General features: G+C 74.1%; 17 protein-coding genes, 1 tRNA gene and 2 pseudogenes. 13 read left to right on the top strand and 7 right to left on the bottom strand.

The window, feature by feature from the left end; all coding sequences use genetic code 11:
* Positions 1–58: 58 nt before the first annotated feature.
* Together AC0666_RS04210 and AC0666_RS04205 are read right to left on the bottom strand one after the other, a co-directional pair.
* Positions 59–1,441, bottom strand: a complete 1,383-nt coding sequence (locus tag AC0666_RS04210) for a sensor histidine kinase (protein WP_361723039.1) — start codon at positions 1,439–1,441, stop codon at positions 59–61.
* Between the two features lie 10 nt (positions 1,442–1,451).
* Positions 1,452–2,141, bottom strand: coding sequence for a response regulator transcription factor (locus AC0666_RS04205; protein WP_468968204.1), 690 nt, complete (start codon positions 2,139–2,141; stop codon positions 1,452–1,454).
* A 79-nt stretch (positions 2,142–2,220) separates the two neighbouring features.
* Here AC0666_RS04205 and AC0666_RS04200 point away from each other — a divergent pair, with 79 nt between their 5' ends.
* On the top strand, positions 2,221–2,766 hold the full coding sequence (locus AC0666_RS04200) for a hypothetical protein (RefSeq protein WP_468968207.1): 546 nt from the start codon (positions 2,221–2,223) through the stop codon (positions 2,764–2,766).
* 177 nt (positions 2,767–2,943) lie between these two features.
* Here AC0666_RS04200 and AC0666_RS04195 read toward each other — a convergent pair whose 3' ends face one another.
* Entirely contained in the window at positions 2,944–3,819 is an 876-nt protein-coding gene (locus AC0666_RS04195; protein ID WP_468968209.1) for a spermidine synthase, read from the bottom strand.
* 34 nt (positions 3,820–3,853) lie between these two features.
* Positions 3,854–4,291: a hypothetical protein gene (locus tag AC0666_RS04190; protein ID WP_468968212.1), complete on the bottom strand. Its 438-nt coding sequence runs from the start codon at positions 4,289–4,291 to the stop codon at positions 3,854–3,856.
* 269 nt (positions 4,292–4,560) lie between these two features.
* On the opposite strand from AC0666_RS04190, the gene AC0666_RS04185 reads away from it, so the two are divergent.
* The gene (locus tag AC0666_RS04185) at positions 4,561–5,853 is read left to right on the top strand and encodes an NsdA family TPR-like regulatory protein (RefSeq protein WP_468968214.1); all 1,293 of its coding nucleotides are present in this window, start codon (positions 4,561–4,563) and stop codon (positions 5,851–5,853) included.
* 59 nt (positions 5,854–5,912) lie between these two features.
* On the opposite strand, the gene AC0666_RS04180 is transcribed toward AC0666_RS04185, so the two are convergent.
* Positions 5,913–6,515 (bottom strand): histidine phosphatase family protein, encoded by a 603-nt coding sequence (locus AC0666_RS04180; RefSeq protein WP_468968217.1) that lies wholly within the window; start codon positions 6,513–6,515, stop codon positions 5,913–5,915.
* A gap of 124 nt (positions 6,516–6,639) precedes the next feature.
* Here AC0666_RS04180 and AC0666_RS04175 point away from each other — a divergent pair, with 124 nt between their 5' ends.
* From AC0666_RS04175 to AC0666_RS04160, 4 genes are read left to right on the top strand one after another with little or no spacing between them, the layout of a single operon-like run.
* Entirely contained in the window at positions 6,640–7,533 is an 894-nt protein-coding gene (locus tag AC0666_RS04175; protein ID WP_478707055.1) for a phosphatase PAP2 family protein, read from the top strand.
* On the top strand, positions 7,472–8,620 hold the full coding sequence (locus AC0666_RS04170; protein ID WP_478707054.1) for a hypothetical protein: 1,149 nt from the start codon (positions 7,472–7,474) through the stop codon (positions 8,618–8,620). The genes AC0666_RS04175 and AC0666_RS04170 overlap by 62 nt, the downstream gene beginning before the upstream one ends.
* The gene (locus AC0666_RS04165; RefSeq protein WP_478707053.1) at positions 8,608–10,191 is read left to right on the top strand and encodes a hypothetical protein; all 1,584 of its coding nucleotides are present in this window, start codon (positions 8,608–8,610) and stop codon (positions 10,189–10,191) included. The genes AC0666_RS04170 and AC0666_RS04165 overlap by 13 nt, the downstream gene beginning before the upstream one ends.
* Complete coding sequence (locus AC0666_RS04160) at positions 10,188–11,522, top strand: AAA domain-containing protein (RefSeq protein ID WP_468582835.1); 1,335 nt, start codon at positions 10,188–10,190, stop codon at positions 11,520–11,522. The genes AC0666_RS04165 and AC0666_RS04160 overlap by 4 nt, the downstream gene beginning before the upstream one ends.
* Before the next feature lies 1 nt (position 11,523).
* Here AC0666_RS04160 and AC0666_RS04155 read toward each other — a convergent pair whose 3' ends face one another.
* Positions 11,524–11,997, bottom strand: a complete 474-nt coding sequence (locus AC0666_RS04155; protein ID WP_468582834.1) for a MarR family winged helix-turn-helix transcriptional regulator — start codon at positions 11,995–11,997, stop codon at positions 11,524–11,526.
* Positions 11,998–12,066: 69 nt separating this feature from the next.
* On the opposite strand from AC0666_RS04155, the pseudogene AC0666_RS04150 reads away from it, so the two are divergent.
* The 5 genes and pseudogenes from AC0666_RS04150 to AC0666_RS04130 all read left to right on the top strand — a co-directional run.
* A pseudogene (locus AC0666_RS04150) lies at positions 12,067–12,453 on the top strand (NADPH-dependent FMN reductase); the annotation flags it as partial.
* A 77-nt stretch (positions 12,454–12,530) separates the two neighbouring features.
* Positions 12,531–12,698 (top strand): hypothetical protein, encoded by a 168-nt coding sequence (locus tag AC0666_RS04145; protein ID WP_478707052.1) that lies wholly within the window; start codon positions 12,531–12,533, stop codon positions 12,696–12,698.
* A gap of 77 nt (positions 12,699–12,775) precedes the next feature.
* Positions 12,776–13,123 carry a hypothetical protein gene (locus tag AC0666_RS04140; RefSeq protein ID WP_361723001.1) on the top strand — a complete coding sequence of 116 codons (348 nt, stop codon included), beginning with the start codon at positions 12,776–12,778 and terminating at the stop codon, positions 13,121–13,123.
* Between the two features lie 177 nt (positions 13,124–13,300).
* A pseudogene (locus AC0666_RS04135) lies at positions 13,301–13,874 on the top strand (bifunctional DNA primase/polymerase).
* Positions 13,865–13,938, top strand: a tRNA-Lys gene (locus AC0666_RS04130). Before AC0666_RS04135 ends, AC0666_RS04130 begins: the two are co-directional and overlap by 10 nt.
* Positions 13,939–14,005: 67 nt before the next feature.
* Here the strand turns inward: AC0666_RS04130 and AC0666_RS04125 are convergent.
* On the bottom strand, positions 14,006–15,241 hold the full coding sequence (locus AC0666_RS04125) for a M6 family metalloprotease domain-containing protein (RefSeq protein ID WP_361722998.1): 1,236 nt from the start codon (positions 15,239–15,241) through the stop codon (positions 14,006–14,008).
* Between the two features lie 347 nt (positions 15,242–15,588).
* Here AC0666_RS04125 and AC0666_RS04120 point away from each other — a divergent pair, with 347 nt between their 5' ends.
* A complete protein-coding gene (locus AC0666_RS04120; protein WP_468968228.1) occupies positions 15,589–17,520 on the top strand; it encodes a putative bifunctional diguanylate cyclase/phosphodiesterase in 1,932 nt (643 codons plus the stop codon).
* Positions 17,521–17,632: 112 nt separating this feature from the next.
* Positions 17,633–17,909, top strand: a 277-nt coding sequence (locus tag AC0666_RS04115; RefSeq protein ID WP_478707051.1) for an ALF repeat-containing protein, incomplete at its 3' end; no start/stop codon positions are given.

The following is a 17,909-nucleotide window of genomic DNA, read 5'->3' as shown; positions in this document are numbered from 1 at the left end:
CGGCCACGCACCCGTCGAGGCGCGCCCCCGACCCGCATGGGTTACGTCGGTTGCCCGGTCAGCCGCTGCGCCGCCGGCGTCGGGGACCCCGCCGGCTCCGGGCGGCTCCCGCCCCGCCCCGGGCCCGGTCGTCCAGGGCGATCCACAGCCTGACCTCCGTGCCGCCGAGCACCGAACGGCCGATCCGCACGTCGCCGCCGGTCGATTCCGCGACCCGGCGCACGATGTCGAGGCCGAGGCCCGTCGAGCCGTCGCGGGCGCCGTCGTTGCCCCGGCGCAGGGCCGCGTCCGGGTCGGCGATGCCCGGTCCCCCGTCCGAGACGAGCACGATGACCGCGTCGCCCGCGTCGTGGACGTCCACCGCGAAGCGGGTGCCCTCGGGGGTGTGCCGGAAGACGTTGCCGAGCAGGGCGTCGAGGGCGGCGGCCAGTTCCGGCCGGGCCACGGGGATCCGTACGGTGCGGTCCACCCCGGCGAGCCGGACCTCGCGGCCCTCGTCCTCCGCGAGCGCCGACCAGAACGCCATGCGGTCGCGGATCACCTCCGAGGCGTCGCAGCCGACGCCGGTGACGCCCTGGGAGGCGGGGCGCTGTTCCCGGGCCGTACGGATGATCGTGTCGACCTCCCGTTCCAGCTGCTCCACCGCCGCCCGCGTCTGGTCGGCGGCCGGTCCCTCCCCGAGGGAGGCCGCGTTGAGCCGCAGCACCGTCAGTGGCGTCCGCAGCCGGTGCGAGAGGTCGGCGGCCAGCTCCCGCTCGTTGGCCAGGAGTTCGACCACCTGGTCCGCCATCGCGTTGAACGCGACGGCCGCCGAGCGCAGTTCCTTCGGCCCGGCCTCCGGCACCCGCGCCCCGAGCCGGCCGTCGCCCAGCTGGTGGGCGGCGTCCGCGAGCCGCTCGGCCGGCCGCACCAGCCGGGCCCCGAGCCGGTCGGCGACCGCCACCGAGCCCACGATCAGGGCCAGGCCGACGCCCGCGAGGATCACCCAGGCGGTCGCGACGCCGTTGCTGACCTCGCTCTCCGGTACGAAGATCTCCACCACCGCGATGTCGCCGGAGCCGAGGGCGGTCGGCTGGAGCAGCGCCGAACCGCCGCCCGCGACCGAGACCGTCATGGCCCGCCCGATCCGCCGGGTCTGCTCCACGGCGTGCGGCCCGGCCCAGCCCGCACCGATCTCCACCGCCACCTTGCCGTCCATCGGGGGCACGTGCACGGCCATCCGCTGGGCCGCGCCCATCTGCGTGGACTCCACGGCCTTGCGCAGCTGCACGGGGTCGGTGGTGATGGACAGGGTCGGCCCGATGGTGGCGGCCTGCCGCTCGGCGTTGGAGAAGGCCCGGTCGCTGGCCATTTCCTGGACGACCAGCCCGAGCGGTACGGCGAAGGCCACGACCACCATGGCGGTGACCGCGAGGCACACCTTGACCAGGGCCCATCTCACTGCGCTCTCCTCACCGGGGCGGCTCCAGCTTGACCCCGACCCCCCGCAGCGTGTGCAGGTAGCGCGGGCTGGCGGCGGTCTCCCCGAGCTTGCGGCGCAGCCAGGACAGGTGCACGTCGATGGTCTGGTCGTCGCCGTACGACTGCTGCCACACCTCGGCCAGCAGCTCGCGCCGCGCGACGACCACCCCGGGCCGCCCGGCGAGGAAGGCCAGCAGGTCGAACTCCCGCCGCGTCAGGTCAAGTACGGCCCCGTCCAGCTCGGCCTGCCGCCGCAGCGGGTCGATGGCCAGCCCGCCCACGCGCAGCACCCGCGAGGGCTGCTCGGCCCCGGCGGCGGAGCGGGCCCGGCGCAGGACGGCGGCCATCCGGGCGGACAGGTGCTCCACGGAGAACGGCTTGGTCAGGTAGTCGTCCGCGCCGTCGTTGAGCAGCCGGACGATCTCGGCCTCGTCGTCGCGGGCGGTGGCGATGATCACGGGCACGTCGGTGATGCCGCGCAGCATCTTCAGCGCCTCCGACCCGTCCAGGTCGGGCAGCCCGAGGTCCAGGATGACCACGTCGAACCGGTGGTGTGCGACCTCGCGCAGGGCCTCCAGGGCCGTGCCGACGCTGCGCACGGCGTGCGAGGCGTCGGTGAGGTGCCGGATCAGAGCGGATCGTACGAACTGGTCGTCCTCGACCACGAGCACACTTGCCATGGCCCGCACCGTAGTCCATTCGGGGGACCGGGCGGGGTGTCGGCCGGCCCCTGGGACGCGTGGTGCAGTATGTGCGCTGATGCACCGAGGACTTGTACATGTTTTCGCCTGGACGCTGGCGACCGGGGCGGCGGTGACGCTGTCCTGGTGGGGCGTGCACACGGTCATGTCCGGAACCGCCTACGATCCCCCGCTGGCGGTGCCGCTGGCCACGCAGCCGCTGTCCTCCTCCACGCAGCGCCCGTCCCCGCCGGACGCGCCGTCCCCCTCCGCCTCGCCGTCCGAGAGCCCGGCCCCGTCCTCATCGGCGTCCCCGTCGGCGGACCCCTCTCCCGCCAAGTCCGCGCCGAGGGCGGCGGCACCGGCCACGCGCCCGGCCGGGCAGCCGCCGGCGGGGGATCCGGACCGGGTCAAGGGCTACACGGTCTCGGGCGGCCGGGTCGTCTTCGACCTCGGGACCTCCTCGGCCGAGCTGGTCTCGGCGACCCCGGCGGCGGGCTGGCGGATGCAGGTGTGGAAGCAGGACTTCTGGATCCGGGTCACGTTCACCCTCGACAACCGCGAGGTGTCGGTGTTCTGCACCTGGCACGACCATCCGCCGACGGTGGAGATCGTCGACCCCTGAGCCGGATCTGCGGTGCCTAGTGCTGTGGCCGGGAAGGTTTGCCGGGTCGCGTTGTCCGGTGCGGTGCATCGCAAGGCGGAGGCCCGCGGCTCGTACTGGACGTACTTGCGCGGTCCGACAACGCAGCGAGGTGCCGTGCCGGGCGGCGCGACCCGGTGGACCTTTCCGGTCACAGCACTAGCGGAACACCGACGGCGGAGGCTCGGGCGAGGCCACTGCGGAGGCGTCCGCGACCGCTGCCGCGCCGCCCGTGAAGTCCGCGAGGGCCCGGCCGTGCTCGACCCGGCCGGGGTGCGGGTCGCTCGCCACCCGGCGGGTGAACTCGGCCACCGGAAGCTCCCGGTCCGCGGCCAGCAGCACGGCGTTGCCGAAGCGTTTCCCCCGCCACACCACCGGGTCGGCGGCCAGCGCCAGGTGGGCGAAGCGGGAGGCGGCCGTGGCGATCTGGCCGCGCAGGTGCGCCAGCGGCGGGCCGTCCGCGAGGTTGGCCACGTACCACCCGCCGGGCGCGAGGGCGCGGCGTACGTCGTCCAGGAACTCGGCGCTGGTCAGGTGCGCGGGGGTGCGCGCCCCGCTGAACACGTCGGCGATCACCAGGTCCGCCCAGCCGTCCGGCACCTTGGCGAGCCCCGCGCGCGCGTCCACCGCCCGGACCCGGACCCGCGCCTGCTGGTCCAGCGGCAGGTGTTCCCGTACGAAGGCCACCAGGGCGGCGTCGATCTCCACCACCTGCTGGGTGGAGCGGGGGCGGGTGGCCGCCGTGTAGCGGGCGAGGGTGAAGGCGCCACCGCCCAGGTGCACCACGTTCAGCGGCTGCCGGGCGGGCGCGACGAGGTCGATCAGGTGCCCGATCCGCCGCTGGTAGGCGAAGTCCAGGTGGCGCGGATCGGCCAGGTCCACGTGCGACTGCGGCGCCCCGTCGATCAGCAGGGTCCAGGCGTCGGCACGCTCACGGTCCGGGAGCAGTTCGGCCCGGCCGCCGTCCACCTCTCCGACGACCGCCTCGGCGGCCCCCCGCCGTTGCTGCTGCTTGCCTTTTCCCTTGCCTGCCACCACCCCATTGTCACCGGTCAGGAGCCCGCCGCCGTCAGCGGCAGTTGTCCGCGGCCTCGATCAGGCGGGCCGCCTCGCCGAGCGCGGCGCGCAGCACCTCCGGGTCGGTGACCGGCCCGACGGCCTCGGGCGGGAGCAGCCAGCCGGTGGCGCCCGCGGAGGGCGAGACGTCCCCGAAGCGCATGCCGCGCCCGTTGGTCTGCGTACACGCACTGCCCGGCAGGTCCCAGCCGTCGGCGGTGCCGGGCGGGACGAGGAAGCCGAGGGTGCCGCCGGAGCCGTCGTGCAGGACCGGGCCGACCCCGCCGGCCGGGCTCGCGGCGCGGCGGATGATGTCCACGGCCTCCAGCCCCTGCCGGGCGGGCACGGTCACCAGGTCCGGTGCGTCGGCGGCCACCACCGGGAGGATCGAGACGAGCGGGACAGGGGGCGCGCCCGGTGCGGGCGCGGTGTTCGTTCCAGTGCTCTCCATGCCGCCCTCCGCCATCGGGACCTCCTTCATCCACGTACGGACAGGGCGGGAGTCGCCTCCCGCCCCCACCCGTCCAACGCACGGAAACGTCAACGGGTGCGGCGCCAAGACGCTGCAAAGGATGGCACTTCATGGCGGATCGTGGGTGAGATATCCGTTTTGTAGGCAAACACCGCCTCAAGAGGCCTGCTCTGGCGGTACGTTCATGCGCGCCGGACCCAGGTCGTCACAGGACCGGCGGTGCGTCCCTTGCCAGAGAGGCCACGTCCATGGCGGCGTTCCCCCACTCACCCAACCAGACGTTCCGGCGGCTGCGCGGCCAGCACTCCCCGGCCGAGTTCGCCGCCCTGGTGCGCCGGGCGGCGAAGGAGATCGGAGAAACGGTTTCCTGCGACGCCCGCTACATCGGCCGGGTCGAGTCCGGCGAGATCCGCTGTCCCAATTACGCCTACGAGCGGGTCTTCAGCCACATGTTCCCCGGCCGGACCCTGGCCGACCTGGGATTCTCCCCGCGCGAGGCGGTCCGGGGCCGCTCCGCGCAGCGCCACCCCACCCCACCCAAGGAGAGCGACGTGCTGCGTCGCGCGTTCATGGCGGGCGGCTCCGCGACCGTGGCGGCCGCGACGCTCGGCCTCACCCTGCCCGGCGACACCCGCCGGGCGCCCTCCCGAGCCGGCGAGGCCGAGGCCGCCGCCGTCGAGGACGCCGTACGCCGGATCCGGCTGCTGGACGACCGGCACGGGGCCGACGCCCTGTACCGCAGGGCGGCCGAACCCCTGCGCACCGCCTACGCGTTGCTCGACGCGGGCACGTCGCGGCAGTCCACCGAGGACCGGTTGCACGCGGGCGCGGGCGAACTGGCCATCTCCGTGGGCTGGCTGGCCCACGACTCCGGCCGTTTCGACGACGCCCGCTCCCACTACGCGGAGGCACTGGCCACGGCCCGGGTCTCGGGGAACGCGGGCCTGGAGGCGCACGCCTTCAGCAACATGGCGTTCCTGGCCCGGGACTGCGGGCGCCCGCGCGAGTCGGTACGGGCGGCCCAGGCGGGCCGCCGCGCCGCCCGCTCCCTCGGTTCCCCGCGGCTGCTGTCCCTGCTGGCCCTGCGGGAGGCCGGCGGCTGGGCCGGGCTCGGTGACCGCAAGGCCTGCGAGGAGGCGCTGAACCGCGCGCACACGGAGTTCTCCCGGGGCCCGGCGACCGCCGACCCGGAGTGGATGTCCTTCTTCGGCGAGGCCGAGCTGGAATCGCTGGAGTCGCGGTGCTGGGCGGCCCTCGGGGAGCATGCCCGTGCCGCCCGGCACGCCCGTCGCGCGGCGGACCTCCAGGATCCGCACTTCGCCCGGAACGTGGCCCTCTACACCGCCGAGCTCGCGGACAACCTGGCTCGCGCGGGCGCCCCCGACGAGGCGGCCTGGGCCGGCGGCCGGGTCATGGACCTGCTCACCGAGGTCCAGTCGACGCGGATCCGCTCGATGCTGTCGGAGACGGCCCGCACCCTGGTCCCCCACCAGCGCAGCCCCCGCGTGGGCGCCTTCCTGACCCGCCACGCCTCGGTCTGACCCGAAGGCCCCGCCCCGGCGGCCGGGGCCGGGTTGCGGCGGGGCGGCGGGGCGGCGGACTACGCGTCCAGGTCCAGGTGGCCCGTGTCGTTCCACCGCTCCAGCGCCGGGGCGCCGTACGCCCAGCCCAGCACCGACAGGGAGGTCGGGTCGAGCCGGATGCGGGCCCCGAAGGAGGCCTCCAGGCCGAGCCAGCGCGCGGCCAGGGTGCGCAGGATGTGGCCGTGCGCGAAGACCAGCACGTCGCGCTCCGCCGAGCGGGCCCAGGCGACGACCTCGTCCGCGCGGGCGGCGACGTCGGCGACGGTCTCCCCGCCCGGCACGCCGTCGCGCCAGATCAGCCAGCCGGGGCGGACCGCCTGGATCTCGGCCGGGGTCATGCCCTCGTACTCGCCGTAGTCCCACTCCATCAGCGCGTCCCACGGCTCCGCCCGGACGCCGAAGCCGGCCAGCTCGCAGCTCTCGCTCGCGCGGGCCAGCGGGCTGGTGCGGACCTCCACGCCCGGCAGCCCGCGCCACGGGTCGCGGGCGAGCCGCTCGCCGAGCAGCTTCGCGCCCTGCCTGCCCTCCTCCAGCATGGGCACGTCCGTCCGCCCGGTGTGCTTGCCGAGGCGGGACCACGCCGTCTGGCCATGCCGGGCCAGGAGGATGCGGGGGGCCATGCGTTTTCTCCGGTTCTGAGAAGTTCATTCCGATTCATGTCATGACATCGTCCGACCATCATCCATCAGATGAACACCACGCGGCCCAAGCAACCCATCCGGTCGAACAGCCGTCTTACGCCGTATGACTAACCGGCAGAAGCCCACCCGCTGGTGGGCCGAACTGCTGCTCCTGGGGCTCGTCTACGGCGCGTACTCCGGCGGCAGGCTCCTCGCCCGCGGCGACGTCCACCTCGCCGTCGACCACGGACTCGCGATCCTGCGGGCCGAGGAGTTGCTCCACATCGACTTCGAACGCCCCCTCAACCGGCTGTTCTCGCACCACGGACCGCTCGGCATACCCGCCGACTTCGTCTACGCCTCCCTGCACTACCTCGTCACCCCGGCGGTGCTGGTCTGGCTCTACCTGCGCCGCCCGCAGCACTACCGGGCGGCCCGCAGCTGGCTGGTGGTCTCCACCCTGCTCGGGCTCGTCGGGTTCTCGCTGATGCCCACCTGCCCGCCCCGGCTGCTCGACGCGGCGTACGGGTTCACCGACACCATGGCCCAGTACAGCCCGTACGGCTGGTGGGGCGCCGAGGCCAGTGCCCCGCGCGGGTTCGGCGGGCTCACCAACCAGTACGCGGCCATGCCGAGCCTGCACGTCGGCTGGGCCCTGTGGTGCGGGATCCTGCTGTGGCGGCACGGGCGCCACCCGCTGCTGCGGGCGCTCGGCATCGCCTACCCCGCCCTCACGACGCTCGTGGTGATGGGCACGGCGAACCACTACTTCCTCGACGCGGTCGCGGGGGCCGCCGTCATGGGCCTCGGGTACGCCCTCGCACGCCGCCCGCCCGCCGGAGCCGCGGCCGCCGGGCCCACCGGGCCGGCCGCCGGGACCACCGCATCGGCCGCCGGGACGGCCGGTTTCCGCAGGAAGACCACGATTGTCAGTGGCGGATGGGACACTTCCGCCCGTGAGCTCCTACCCGCCCAGCGGCCCGCCTCCGACGACGACTCTGCGGCAGCGGCTCGCTGACCTGCGCGGCCCCGCCGTGCCGCCCCGTCCGCTCGACGCCCGTGCGATCGCGGCGCTCGCCGCCAACCCCGGCTGCCGTAGACGCGCCCTCCTGGACGGCGCCGGGGTGGACAAGAACGCACTCGCCTCGGCGCTCGGCTCGCCCGCAGCCTTCGGCCAGTCGCAGTTCGCCATCGTCCGCGGGAACTCCTTCGAGGCGAAGGTCAAGGGCGACGGCGGAGCCGAGCTGCTGCGGCTGGTCCACGAGCACCTGGGCGCGGGCGCCGGACCGGGAGCCGCCGAGCCGCCCGGCCCGGGCGCCCTGGTCCCCGATCTCACCGCCGCCGGGCCCGAGGGCCGCGCCGCACGCACCGCGCTCGCGCTGCGCGAGGCCACGGCCGCGGGGGCCTGGACCCTGCTGGACCATCCGATGCTGGCCCTGGAGGTCGCGGGCACCCCGGCCTACCTGGAGCCCGACGCCGTCGTGGTGCATCCCGACGGCCGCTGGACCGTCGTGGAGATCAAGTCGTTCCCGCTGCTCGACGGCGCGGCCGACCCCGCCAAGGTCGGCGCCGCCGCCCGGCAGGCCGCCGTGTACGTCCTCGCCCTGGAGAAGACCGCCGCGAAGGTCCCCGACGCCGAGGTCGGGCACACCGTCCTGCTCGTCTGCCCCAAGGACTTCTCCAACCAGCCCGCCGCCGCAGCCGTGGACGTCCGCCGGGAGCGCGCGGTCACCCGGCGCCAGCTGCACCGGCTGACCGGAGTGGAGGAGCTCGCCGCGGCCCTGCCCGAGGGGCTCGGCTTCGATCCCGCACGGCCCGCCGAGGAGCTCGCCGAGGCGGTCGCGGCCGTCCCCGCCGCCTACGCCCCCGAATGCCTGGCCGCCTGCGAGCTGGCCTTCCACTGCCGTGAGCGGGCCCGCGCCGCCGACGAGGTGAGCGCGCTCGGCCGTTCCGTACGCGGGGAGCTGGGCGCCCTCACCACCGTCGAGCAGGCCCTCGCGGCCGCCGCCGGGGCCGGCTTCCCCGAGGACCCGACCGCGGCCGCGCTCCAGCGGGCGGCGCGGCTGCGCGCCGAGGCCCTGGAGGCGAGCGCATGTCCCTGCTGAGCACCCTCGCCCGGCTGGAGGCCGTCCGGGCGGGCCTGGCCCGGCCGCTCGCGACCGTACGGCACCGGCATCTGAGCGAGCGCCCGCTGGTCTTCGTACCGCTGACCACGGCAGGCGAGACCGGGGCTCCGCTGGGCGCCCTGGTCGGCACCGATCCGGCCGAGCCGCGGCTGCTGGTGGTTCCGCAGCCGCGCGACCGGGACCTGCGCTGGGCGTTCCTGGCGGACCTGGCCGACCTGGTGCTGCCGTACGTGGAGGCGTACGCGGACGAGGTCGAGTACGTGGAGCGGACCGAGACCGACCCGGAGACCGGCGCGCGGAGCAAGGTCGAGGCCGAGCTGTGCCTGGACGCCCCGCAGCTCATCGTGCCGAGCCGGGCGGGCATCGAGTACGTACGGCTGCTGGGGCGGTCGATGCGGTTTCGCCGGACGGCGGAGGAGGATCCGGAGAACCCGTATCCGGCGCCCGCCCGGGTGCCCCTGCTGGGCCGCTGGCTCACCCACCTCGGGGAGCGGGCCCGGGTCCCGGGGGCGTCGATGCTGCTGGCGGCGACGGACCTGCTGGGCCGGCACTGGGCGACCGGCCAGAGCAACCTGGAAGACCAGCACCTGGGCGCGCTGCTGGCGTGGATAGCCCCGCCGGAGGGGGAGACGGGCGCGGAGGCCGCCCTGCGGGCCGAGCTGGAGCGCGACCGGGAGGGCCAGCTGCTGGTCCCGCCCGCGGGCCCGGCCACCGACCCGGCCTTCGACAACAGGCTGCTGGCCCCGGCGATGGCCCGCTACGACGCCGCGCGGGCCGACGGGCCGCCCGACGCCCGGGCGCTCGCGCGCGCCGAGGACGGGGTGCGGGCGCTCGTGGAGCGGCAGATGCGGCCGACCTGGGACGCGGTGTGGCGGTCCCTGGAACTGCTGCGCGCGCTGCCGGCCGGGGAGCGGGCCGAGGAGCGCTGGACCCGCGACCGCTGGTCCTACACCGGGCACCGGGACCGGGTCCGGGCGGGCGAGCCGCCGCAGCCGCGCCGCGACGACGCGGTGACCGCGGCACAGAAGCTGGCCACCCGGGAGACCGAGCAGGTCCGGCTCGACGCGCAGGAGGCACTGGACGACCCGCTGGTGATGGCGGGTCGGCGCCTTGCGGGCGAGGCGTTCGCGGGCGAGGTCACCGAGGTGCTGATGGAATGGACCGACTCCAAGCGGCCCAGCCCCCGGCCGCTGGTCACGGTGGCCACGGAGGACCGGCCGCAGCTCGCCGAGGACTACGGCGACCGCGGCCCGAAGGTGTTCCGCTCCTTGGACGGGCGCCCGCAGAGCGCCCAGTTCGTACGCTGGGAGGACGACGGGCGGCTGGTGTTGCGGCTGCTCGACAAGATGGGCCGGGGCAGGGAGCCGGAACCGGGCTCGGTGCCGGAGAAGGGCGACCGGGTGTGCTGGACGCTGTTCGAGCACGACGCCCGCGGCGGCCCGAAACTCCCGGAGCCGGAGCGGACCCCGTGGACCCACGGCGGCCCGCCGGGATCAGGGCCGGCCGCCGCTCCGCTGCCCGACGCCGTGACCGACGAGGACCTCCTGTGAGCACCGTTTTCGATCCGGGCACCGCCGCCGCCGAGGCGACCGCCGCCATCCTGCGCGACACGCTCCACGGCACCGAGCGGGGCGTGGTCGTCGACTCCCCGCCGGGCGCCGGGAAGTCCACGCTGGTGGTGCGGGCCGCCCGGGAGCTGGCCGCGGCGGGGCGGCGGCTGATGGTGGTGGCGCAGACCAACGCCCAGGTCGACGACCTGGTGCTGCGGCTCGCCGACAAGGACCCGGAGCTGAGGGTCGGCCGCCTGCACAGCAGCGACGGGGAGGCGTACGACCCGGCGCTGCGTGAACTGCCCTCGGTGACGCTTTCGGCCAAGCCGGCGGATCTCGCCGAGCTGCCGGTGACCATCTCGACGGCGGCGAAGTGGGCGTACGTCAAGGACGCCGAGCCCTGGGAGCACGCCATCGTCGACGAGGCGTACCAGATGCGCTCCGACGCGCTGCTGGCCGTGGCGGGCCTGTTCGAGCGGGCCCTGTTCGTTGGGGACCCGGGGCAGCTGGACCCCTTCAGCGTGGTCGGCGCGGAGCAGTGGGCCGGGCTGTCCTACGACCCTTCGGCCTCGGCCGTGTCCACCCTGCTGGCGCACAACCCGCAGCTGCCGCAGCACCGGCTGCCCGTGTCCTGGCGGCTCCCGGCGACGGCCGCGCCGCTGGTGTCGCGCGCCTTCTACCCGTACACGCAGTTCCGCAGCGGCACCGGGCCGGGCGAGCGGCGGCTCGCCTTCGGGGTGCCCTCGGACGGGAGCGGCCCGGACCGCGTCCTGGACGAGGCCGCCGAGTCGGGCTGGGGGCTGCTGGAACTGCCGGCCCGGCACACCCCGCGCACGGACCCGGAGGCGGTGCGGGCGGTGGCCCTGGTGGTGCGGCGCGCGCTGGACCGCGGGGCGGTGACCACGGACGAGCAGTCGGCGCTCCCGGGTGCGCTGACGGCGGACCGGATCGCGGTCGGGACCGCCCATCGCGACCAGGCGGCCGCGGTCCGCGCGGCGCTCGCCTCGCTCGGGGTCCGGGGGGTCACGGTGGACACCGCGAACCGGCTCCAGGGCCGGGAGTACGACCTGACGGTGGTGCTGCACCCGCTGTCCGGGCGCCCGGACGCGACGGCCTTCCACCTGGAGACGGGCCGGCTGTGCGTGCTGGCCTCGCGGCACCGGCACGCCTGCGTGGTGGTGGCGCGGGCGGGGATAGCGGAGCTGCTGGACGAGCATCCGTCCACGGAACCGGTGCAGCTGGGGGTGACGGTGAAGTTCCCCGACGGCTGGGAGGCCAACCACTCGGTGCTGGCGCACCTGGCGGAGCACCGGGTGGTCTGGCGGCCCTGAGTCACCTCTTGCGCTGGATGCCCCTGCGTTCGCGGAGCAGCTCGCCCACTTCGGCGAAGGTGCGCAGCTGCTCCGGGTCGAGCAGGTCGATCAGGTGGCGGCGTACGGACTCCACGTGCAGGGGGGCCGCGGTCATGATCGCCTCCACCCCCGCATCGGTGAGGACCACCTCGGCGCCGCGGCCGTCGGTGGCGACCTCCTCGCGGCGGACGATGCCGCGCTGCTCCATGCGGGTGAGCTGGTGGGAGAGACGGCTGCGGGACCACTGCATGTGTCCGGCGAGGGTGCTGATGCGCAGGCGGTGGCCGTCGGTGGAACCGAGCACCGACAGTACGTCGTAGTCGGCCTCCGAAAGGCCGCTGTCCTGGTTGAGGTCGCGGGCTATGTCGGCGTTGACGAGCGGGAACATCCGCCGCCACGCGTACCAGGCGTCCTGTTCGGCGGGGGTGAGCCAGCGGGGCCCGGGTGCGGTCATGTGCTCACCCTAACCGAGTGGATGACACATCACCTACCTGGTTGACATGTCACCTAGTAACCGGCTTCTATGGCTGACACGTCAACAAAGGAGCTCGACATGACCGCCATGACCACCATGACCACCCCTACCGCCGCGTCCGGGTCGCCCCGCCTGCTCGTCCTCTCCGCCTCCGTCCGCCCCACCTCCGCCGCCCGGCCGGTCGCCGACTGGGTCGCCGGGCAGGCGCGCGCCCGCGGCGGCTTCGAGGTGGTCGAGGTGGACCTCGGCGAGCTGGCCCTGCCGTTCCTGGACGAGCCGGAGTACGCCTCCAGCGGGATTTACACCCACCAGCACACGCGCGACTGGAGCGCGGTGGTCGACGCCGCCGACGCCTTCCTCTTCGTCCTGCCGATGTACAACGCCGGCTTCACCGCCCCGTTCAAGAACGCCCTCGACTTCCTCTACCGGGAGTGGCAGGGCAAGCCGGTGGGCCTGGTCAGCTACAGCGGGGGCCCCTCCGGCGGCGCTCCGGCCGTGAGATGCTCCGGCCGGTGCTCGACCGGATCGGCATGCTGCCGGCGGAGCGGTCGGTGGCGATCCCCTTCATCGGCGAGCTGGTCGACGGCGGGACCGGGGGGTTCCGGGCGCCGGAGGGCCTGGCGCAGGAGCTGGCGGGCGTCCTGGACGAGGTGGCGGCGAAGGCGGCGGTCACGGCGTGAGGCGAGGCCCTCTTGCACGGCGTTGGACAATGGAGGGTGGCCCGGAAGGAACCCGAACGCGCAGCAGGAGGACACGCATGGCAGAGCCCGAGCGGACCGAGCGGAGGCTGCGGCCCGCGCCGCTGCTCTTCGAGCCCTCGGAGGCGGCCGCGGATCCGGAGCACTTCTTCGATCTGGAGTCGATCGAGGACCCGCGGGAGCTGCTGGCCCGGGCCACCGAGCTGACGCTCGCCTTCAGGGCGGCGCAGGAGCGGGCGATGGAGTTCCAGGCGGTGGCGGCGGCCCAGCTGGCCGACCCCCGCCGCTTCGACCGGCTGCCCCCGGCGGTGATCGCCGAGGAGGCCGAGTGGACCGAGGACTACGCCCTCAAGATGATCGAGTTCGGCGAATCCCTCCAGCGCGGCACATCCCCGGACGCGGACTAGGGGAGGACAAAGGGGCCGTCCGGGCGCGGCCGAGGAGACGCCGGGCGGGGCGGCATGGGCAGACCGCCGGAGGCAGGTGGCATATGCGGGGCGCAACATAGCCCAGCAAAACCCTTCCTGTCCCGGTTTTCCGTAACTCCCGGAAACCGGGCCGCTACCCCCGGTACACCGGAAGGCATGACGACGCTCACCACCGCCTCCGCCCGCGACACCCGCACCCCCGCGCACGTCACCCCCCAGGGCGCCGCCTGGCTCACCTCCGCCTGCGCCCATCCGCGGAGCACCCTCGCGCTGTGGGAGGCGCGGGCTGCCGCGCCCGCCGTGCTGCCCTGCGGGACCGCCTTCGACGTCGTCAACGTCCCGCTCGTGGTCGGGCGCCGCATGCTCGACCTGCTCTGGGGCGAGGGCCCCGGCTCCGGGCCCGTCGCCGTGCACCGCGGCCGGATGCTGCTCTTCGCCGCCACCGGGACCGCCCACCGGCTGCCCGCCCTGCTGGAGTGGGAGGAGTGGGGCAGGCCCGTGCCCGCGCCGCTCTGCCACGGCCGCGGCGACGCCGTCACCGTGCCGCCGCTCGACGCGTCCGCCCCCGGCCCGTCCCGCTGGCTCGTCGCACCCGACACCCGGACCCCGTGGCTGCCCGGACCGGAGGCCCTCCTCTGGGCGTACGTCCGCGCCGCCCGAGCTGCGGATATCGATTTTTCCTTCCGGGCCCCGGCCTGCTAATGTCTACCTCGTCAGCAAGCGCCGCTAGCTCAGTTGGTTAGAGCAGCTGACTCTTAATCAGCGGGTCCGGGGTTCGAGTCCCTGGCGGCGCACAGACGGAAGAAGGCCTCCACGCGAGTGGGGGCCTTCTTCGTCGTACCGGGAGCCGGCCGGCGCCCGTCACGTGGTGATCTTCACCGTGAACGCGCCGGACGGGGTCCGGTCCGCCACCTCGATGCGGATCCGCTCCCCGGGGACGGTGAACGACTGCCCCACCTCCAGCGGGGCATCCGCCAGCGGCGGGAACACCGACCGGTCCCAGCACGCCTCCGTGCCCGGATGTCCGTCCAGCACCTCGATCGGCCCGCCGCCCGACGCCGCCTCGTTGCGGACCCGGTAGACCAGGACCCCTTCGGTGCAGGCGTCCCCGTCGTTGCCGGCCGAGCCCCGCGCCTCGACCGCGACCGCACTGCCGGGCCCTGTACGGATCACCGCGAGCCGGGTCCCGCCCGTACCGCCCGGCTGCGGGGACTGCCCGAGCGGCTGGAGGGTGTGCAGCGAGGAGCCCGACTGCACACAGTCCACCTGGGAGGCGTCCAGCCAGCCGAGCTTCCACTTGTGCCAGGCGAAGAGGTCCGGGGACATCCCGAACTGGCTGCCCATGACGTCCCAGTCGCCGACGTACGTGTCCCAGTCGCCCTTTCCGTCCGTCGGCCGGTGATAGAGGTCGGGCAGGTCGAAGACGTGCCCGGTCTCGTGCGCCAGCACGTTGCGGTCGGGCGGGTGGTGCTCGAAGACGGTGACGATGCGGCGCAGCTCCGTCCCGTCGGCGGTGATCGGCCGATCGAAGTTGACGACCTTGGTGGCATCGGAGTCCACTCCGGGCGCCTCCGGGTCCGCGACGAAGTACACGACGTCGTACTGGGCGAAGTCCACCCCCGGGTCGGCGGCGGCGACCGCGTCCCGCAGATAGGCCGCCCGGTCCTCCGCGGCCCAGTCGCGCTGTATCCCGTACGCGGTGGACGGCCTGGGCATCTGGATCCACTGCTTCTGCGGATGCGGGACCAGGCGGAACCTCCCGTAGGAGGCCCGCTCGAAGAAGTCGCTGGTGGCGGGGAAGTAGTCGCCGCTCAACTGCTCGGGTGTCAGGGCGGCGCGGTGGTCGGGGAAGGAGAGGAAGACCATGACCGCGTTGAGGGTGCGCTGCGGCCGCGGGTAGGCCCGGTTCCAGGTGTCCAGCCCGAGGGAGTGGTGCGCCGAGGTACGGGCGAGCGCGCACGGCCCGGCCCCGGTGTCGGCCACCGCGGGCCCCGCGACGAGCGACATGGCGGCGAGCGCCGTCAGGGAAGTGAGCGCAGCCGCCGTGCTTCTGACGCGGGAGCGGTCCACTCCCCCGGGTGTCTGCTGTCGCGGCACATCGACCTCCGGTGGTGGATTCGTACCATTTCGGTCCACCTTGAGGGGATTGTCTTACTAATGCCCTGTTCCACTGCCCCACACGAGTGAGCAATACGGCAAGTCGGTGACCCCGGTGGTTCACTCGATTGCCTACAGAACGTCACGACCGATCACGCGAGATCAGTGAGGGCCTTCGGACGCTCACAGCTGCGCAGAAACGATCGAGCCCGAACCGGCCGACGAACCGTCAGCACGCCGAAGTGTCGCCCCCCACACGGCGACGCCGCTGGATAGGGCCGTCCGGCTGCCTCTATGATCGGCACACTTTCCTGCACGGACACCGACGAACACTGCGGGAGCCAACGGTGAGCGGAACCTCAGAAGGAACCGGTTCGGCGGCCGACAGCATCCGATCGGCCATTACGCAGCGTCACCCAGCAGTGCCGGCCATGCCGACCACACCGACCCGCACGGAGTCCGAACTGCGCGACTACCGGGCCGCATTCAACGCGGCCCACCTCGCCATGGCCGTCGTCGACCGCGAGGGCTACGTCGTCGCCGCCAATGCCGCCCTCGCCGGGCTCCTCGGCACCGAGCCGCACGCCCTCGTCGAGCAGTGCGCGGCCGACCTGGTCGACCTGGCCGCCGAGACCCGTACCTGGCAGGCCTACCAGGAGGTGCTGCGCGGCCGGCAGGCCCGGCTGCGCTGCACCCGCCGGCTCAAGCACCCCGACGGGCACTCGCTGTGGACCGAGGTCATCCTCGGGCCGGTACCGGGCACCCGGGACGTCCTGCTGTCGGTGGCCGACATCAGCGACCGGCGTGATCTCCAGGCCCGGCTGCGCCACCTCCAGATGCACGACCCGGTGACCCGGCTGCCCAACCGGGCGCTGTTCTTCGAGCGGCTCTCCGCCGCCCTGGAGGCCTCCTCGTTCGAGCACGGCGGCACGGGCCGGATCGGGCTGTGCTACCTGGACCTGGACGGGTTCAAGGCGGTCAACGACACCCTGGGCCACCGGGTCGGGGACCGGCTGCTGACCGCCGTCGCGTCCCGGCTGACCCAGTGCGCCGACCAGTCCGGCTACGGGCGTACGGGCGGGCACCTGGTGGCACGGCTCGGCGGCGACGAATTCGCCCTGCTGGTCGAGGACTCCACCGGCACCGAGCAGCTCGCGGACCTGGCCCGCAGCGTCCTGGCCGCCGTGCAGGAGCCGTTCGAGCTGGCCGGGCAGCGGCTGTCGGTCTCGGCCTCCATCGGCGTGGTGGAACGGGCTGCGGCCGGAACCTCGGCGACCGGGCTGATGCAGGCCGCGGACACCACGCTGTACTGGGCGAAGGCGGACGGAAAGGCCCGCTGGACGCTCTTCGACCCGGAGCGCAACGCCCACCGGATGACCCGCCAGGCCCTGAGCTCCACCCTGAGACCGGCGGTGGAGCGGGGGGAGTTCGAGCTGGAGTACCAGCCGCTCGTGGACCTGGAGAGCGGGACCGTGCGCGGAGTCGAGGCGCTGGTGCGCTGGAACCACCCGCAGTTCGGCATGTTGACGCCGAATCGGTTCATCGGAATTGCGGAAGAGGACGGGTCCATCGTCCAGTTGGGGCGGTGGGTCCTCCAGACCGCCTGCCGGCAGGCCCGGCGCTGGCAGATCGAGCACCCCGGCGACACCCCGGTCTTCGTCTCCGTCAACGTCGCCGTGCGGCAGGTCTGGGACTCCGACCTGGTCGGCGACGTGGCGGAGATCCTCGCCGACACCGGTCTGGCCCCGCAGCTGTTGCAGCTGGAGCTGACCGAATCGGCGGTGATGGGCTCCGCCGGGCGGCCCCTGCAGGCACTCCAGGCGCTCAGCGACATGGGCGTGCGGATCGCCATCGACGACTTCGGCACCGGCTACTCGAACCTGGCCTACCTGAGCCGGCTGCCGGTGTCCGTGCTGAAGCTGGACGGCTCCTTCGTCCGCGGCTTCCGCTACGAGGAGGGCACCCACCCGAACCCGGCCGACGAGACCATCGTCGAGGCCCTGGTGCAACTGGCGCACCGGCTCGGCCTGACGGTGACCGCGGAGTGTGTGGAGACCGCCGGTCAGGCCGCACGCCTGCGGCGCGTCGGGTGCGATACGGGGCAGGGCTGGCTGTACTCGCGGGCCGTGGCCCCGGACGTGATCGCCCGCATGATCCGGCGCCAGGCGGCCGACGCCGCTTCCGCCTCGGGCGCGGGCGCGGCACCGTTCCGTCCGCCGGACCTGCCCCGCACCCCCTGGTGTGACAGGGGTGCGGGGCGGGCTGGCCCGGAAGTATGAGACTCGCCCGAGAGCGGAACCGAAGGGCCGAGCTTTGTGGGCCATTGTCAGACCCCCTTGCGAAGATCGTCTGGCTGTCGAGACCCGGACAGCCTTTCGACTGGGGGGAACCATGAAACTGACCCGAGCCGCGCTCGCCCTGACCGCCGGCGCCCTGGCTCCGGCCCTGCTGCTCGCCACCCCGTCGCCGGCCGCCGCCGCGCCGGTCACGGCGTCGGCGTCGATGCCGGCCGGCACGGTGGTGGGCTCGGACACGGAGAACGCCGTGGCCATCGCCAAGATCCTGGCCGACCCGGCGTCCGGCAAGTCGGTCATACGGGAGGCCAACGCGGCTCTGAACGGCACCCCGGAGGACAGGGTCGCGTTCCTGACCACCGGCCTCGCCAAGG

It is taken from the genome of Streptomyces sp. NPDC043680 (assembly GCF_056436685.1).
This window is presented reverse-complemented; position numbering and strand designations above follow the sequence as displayed.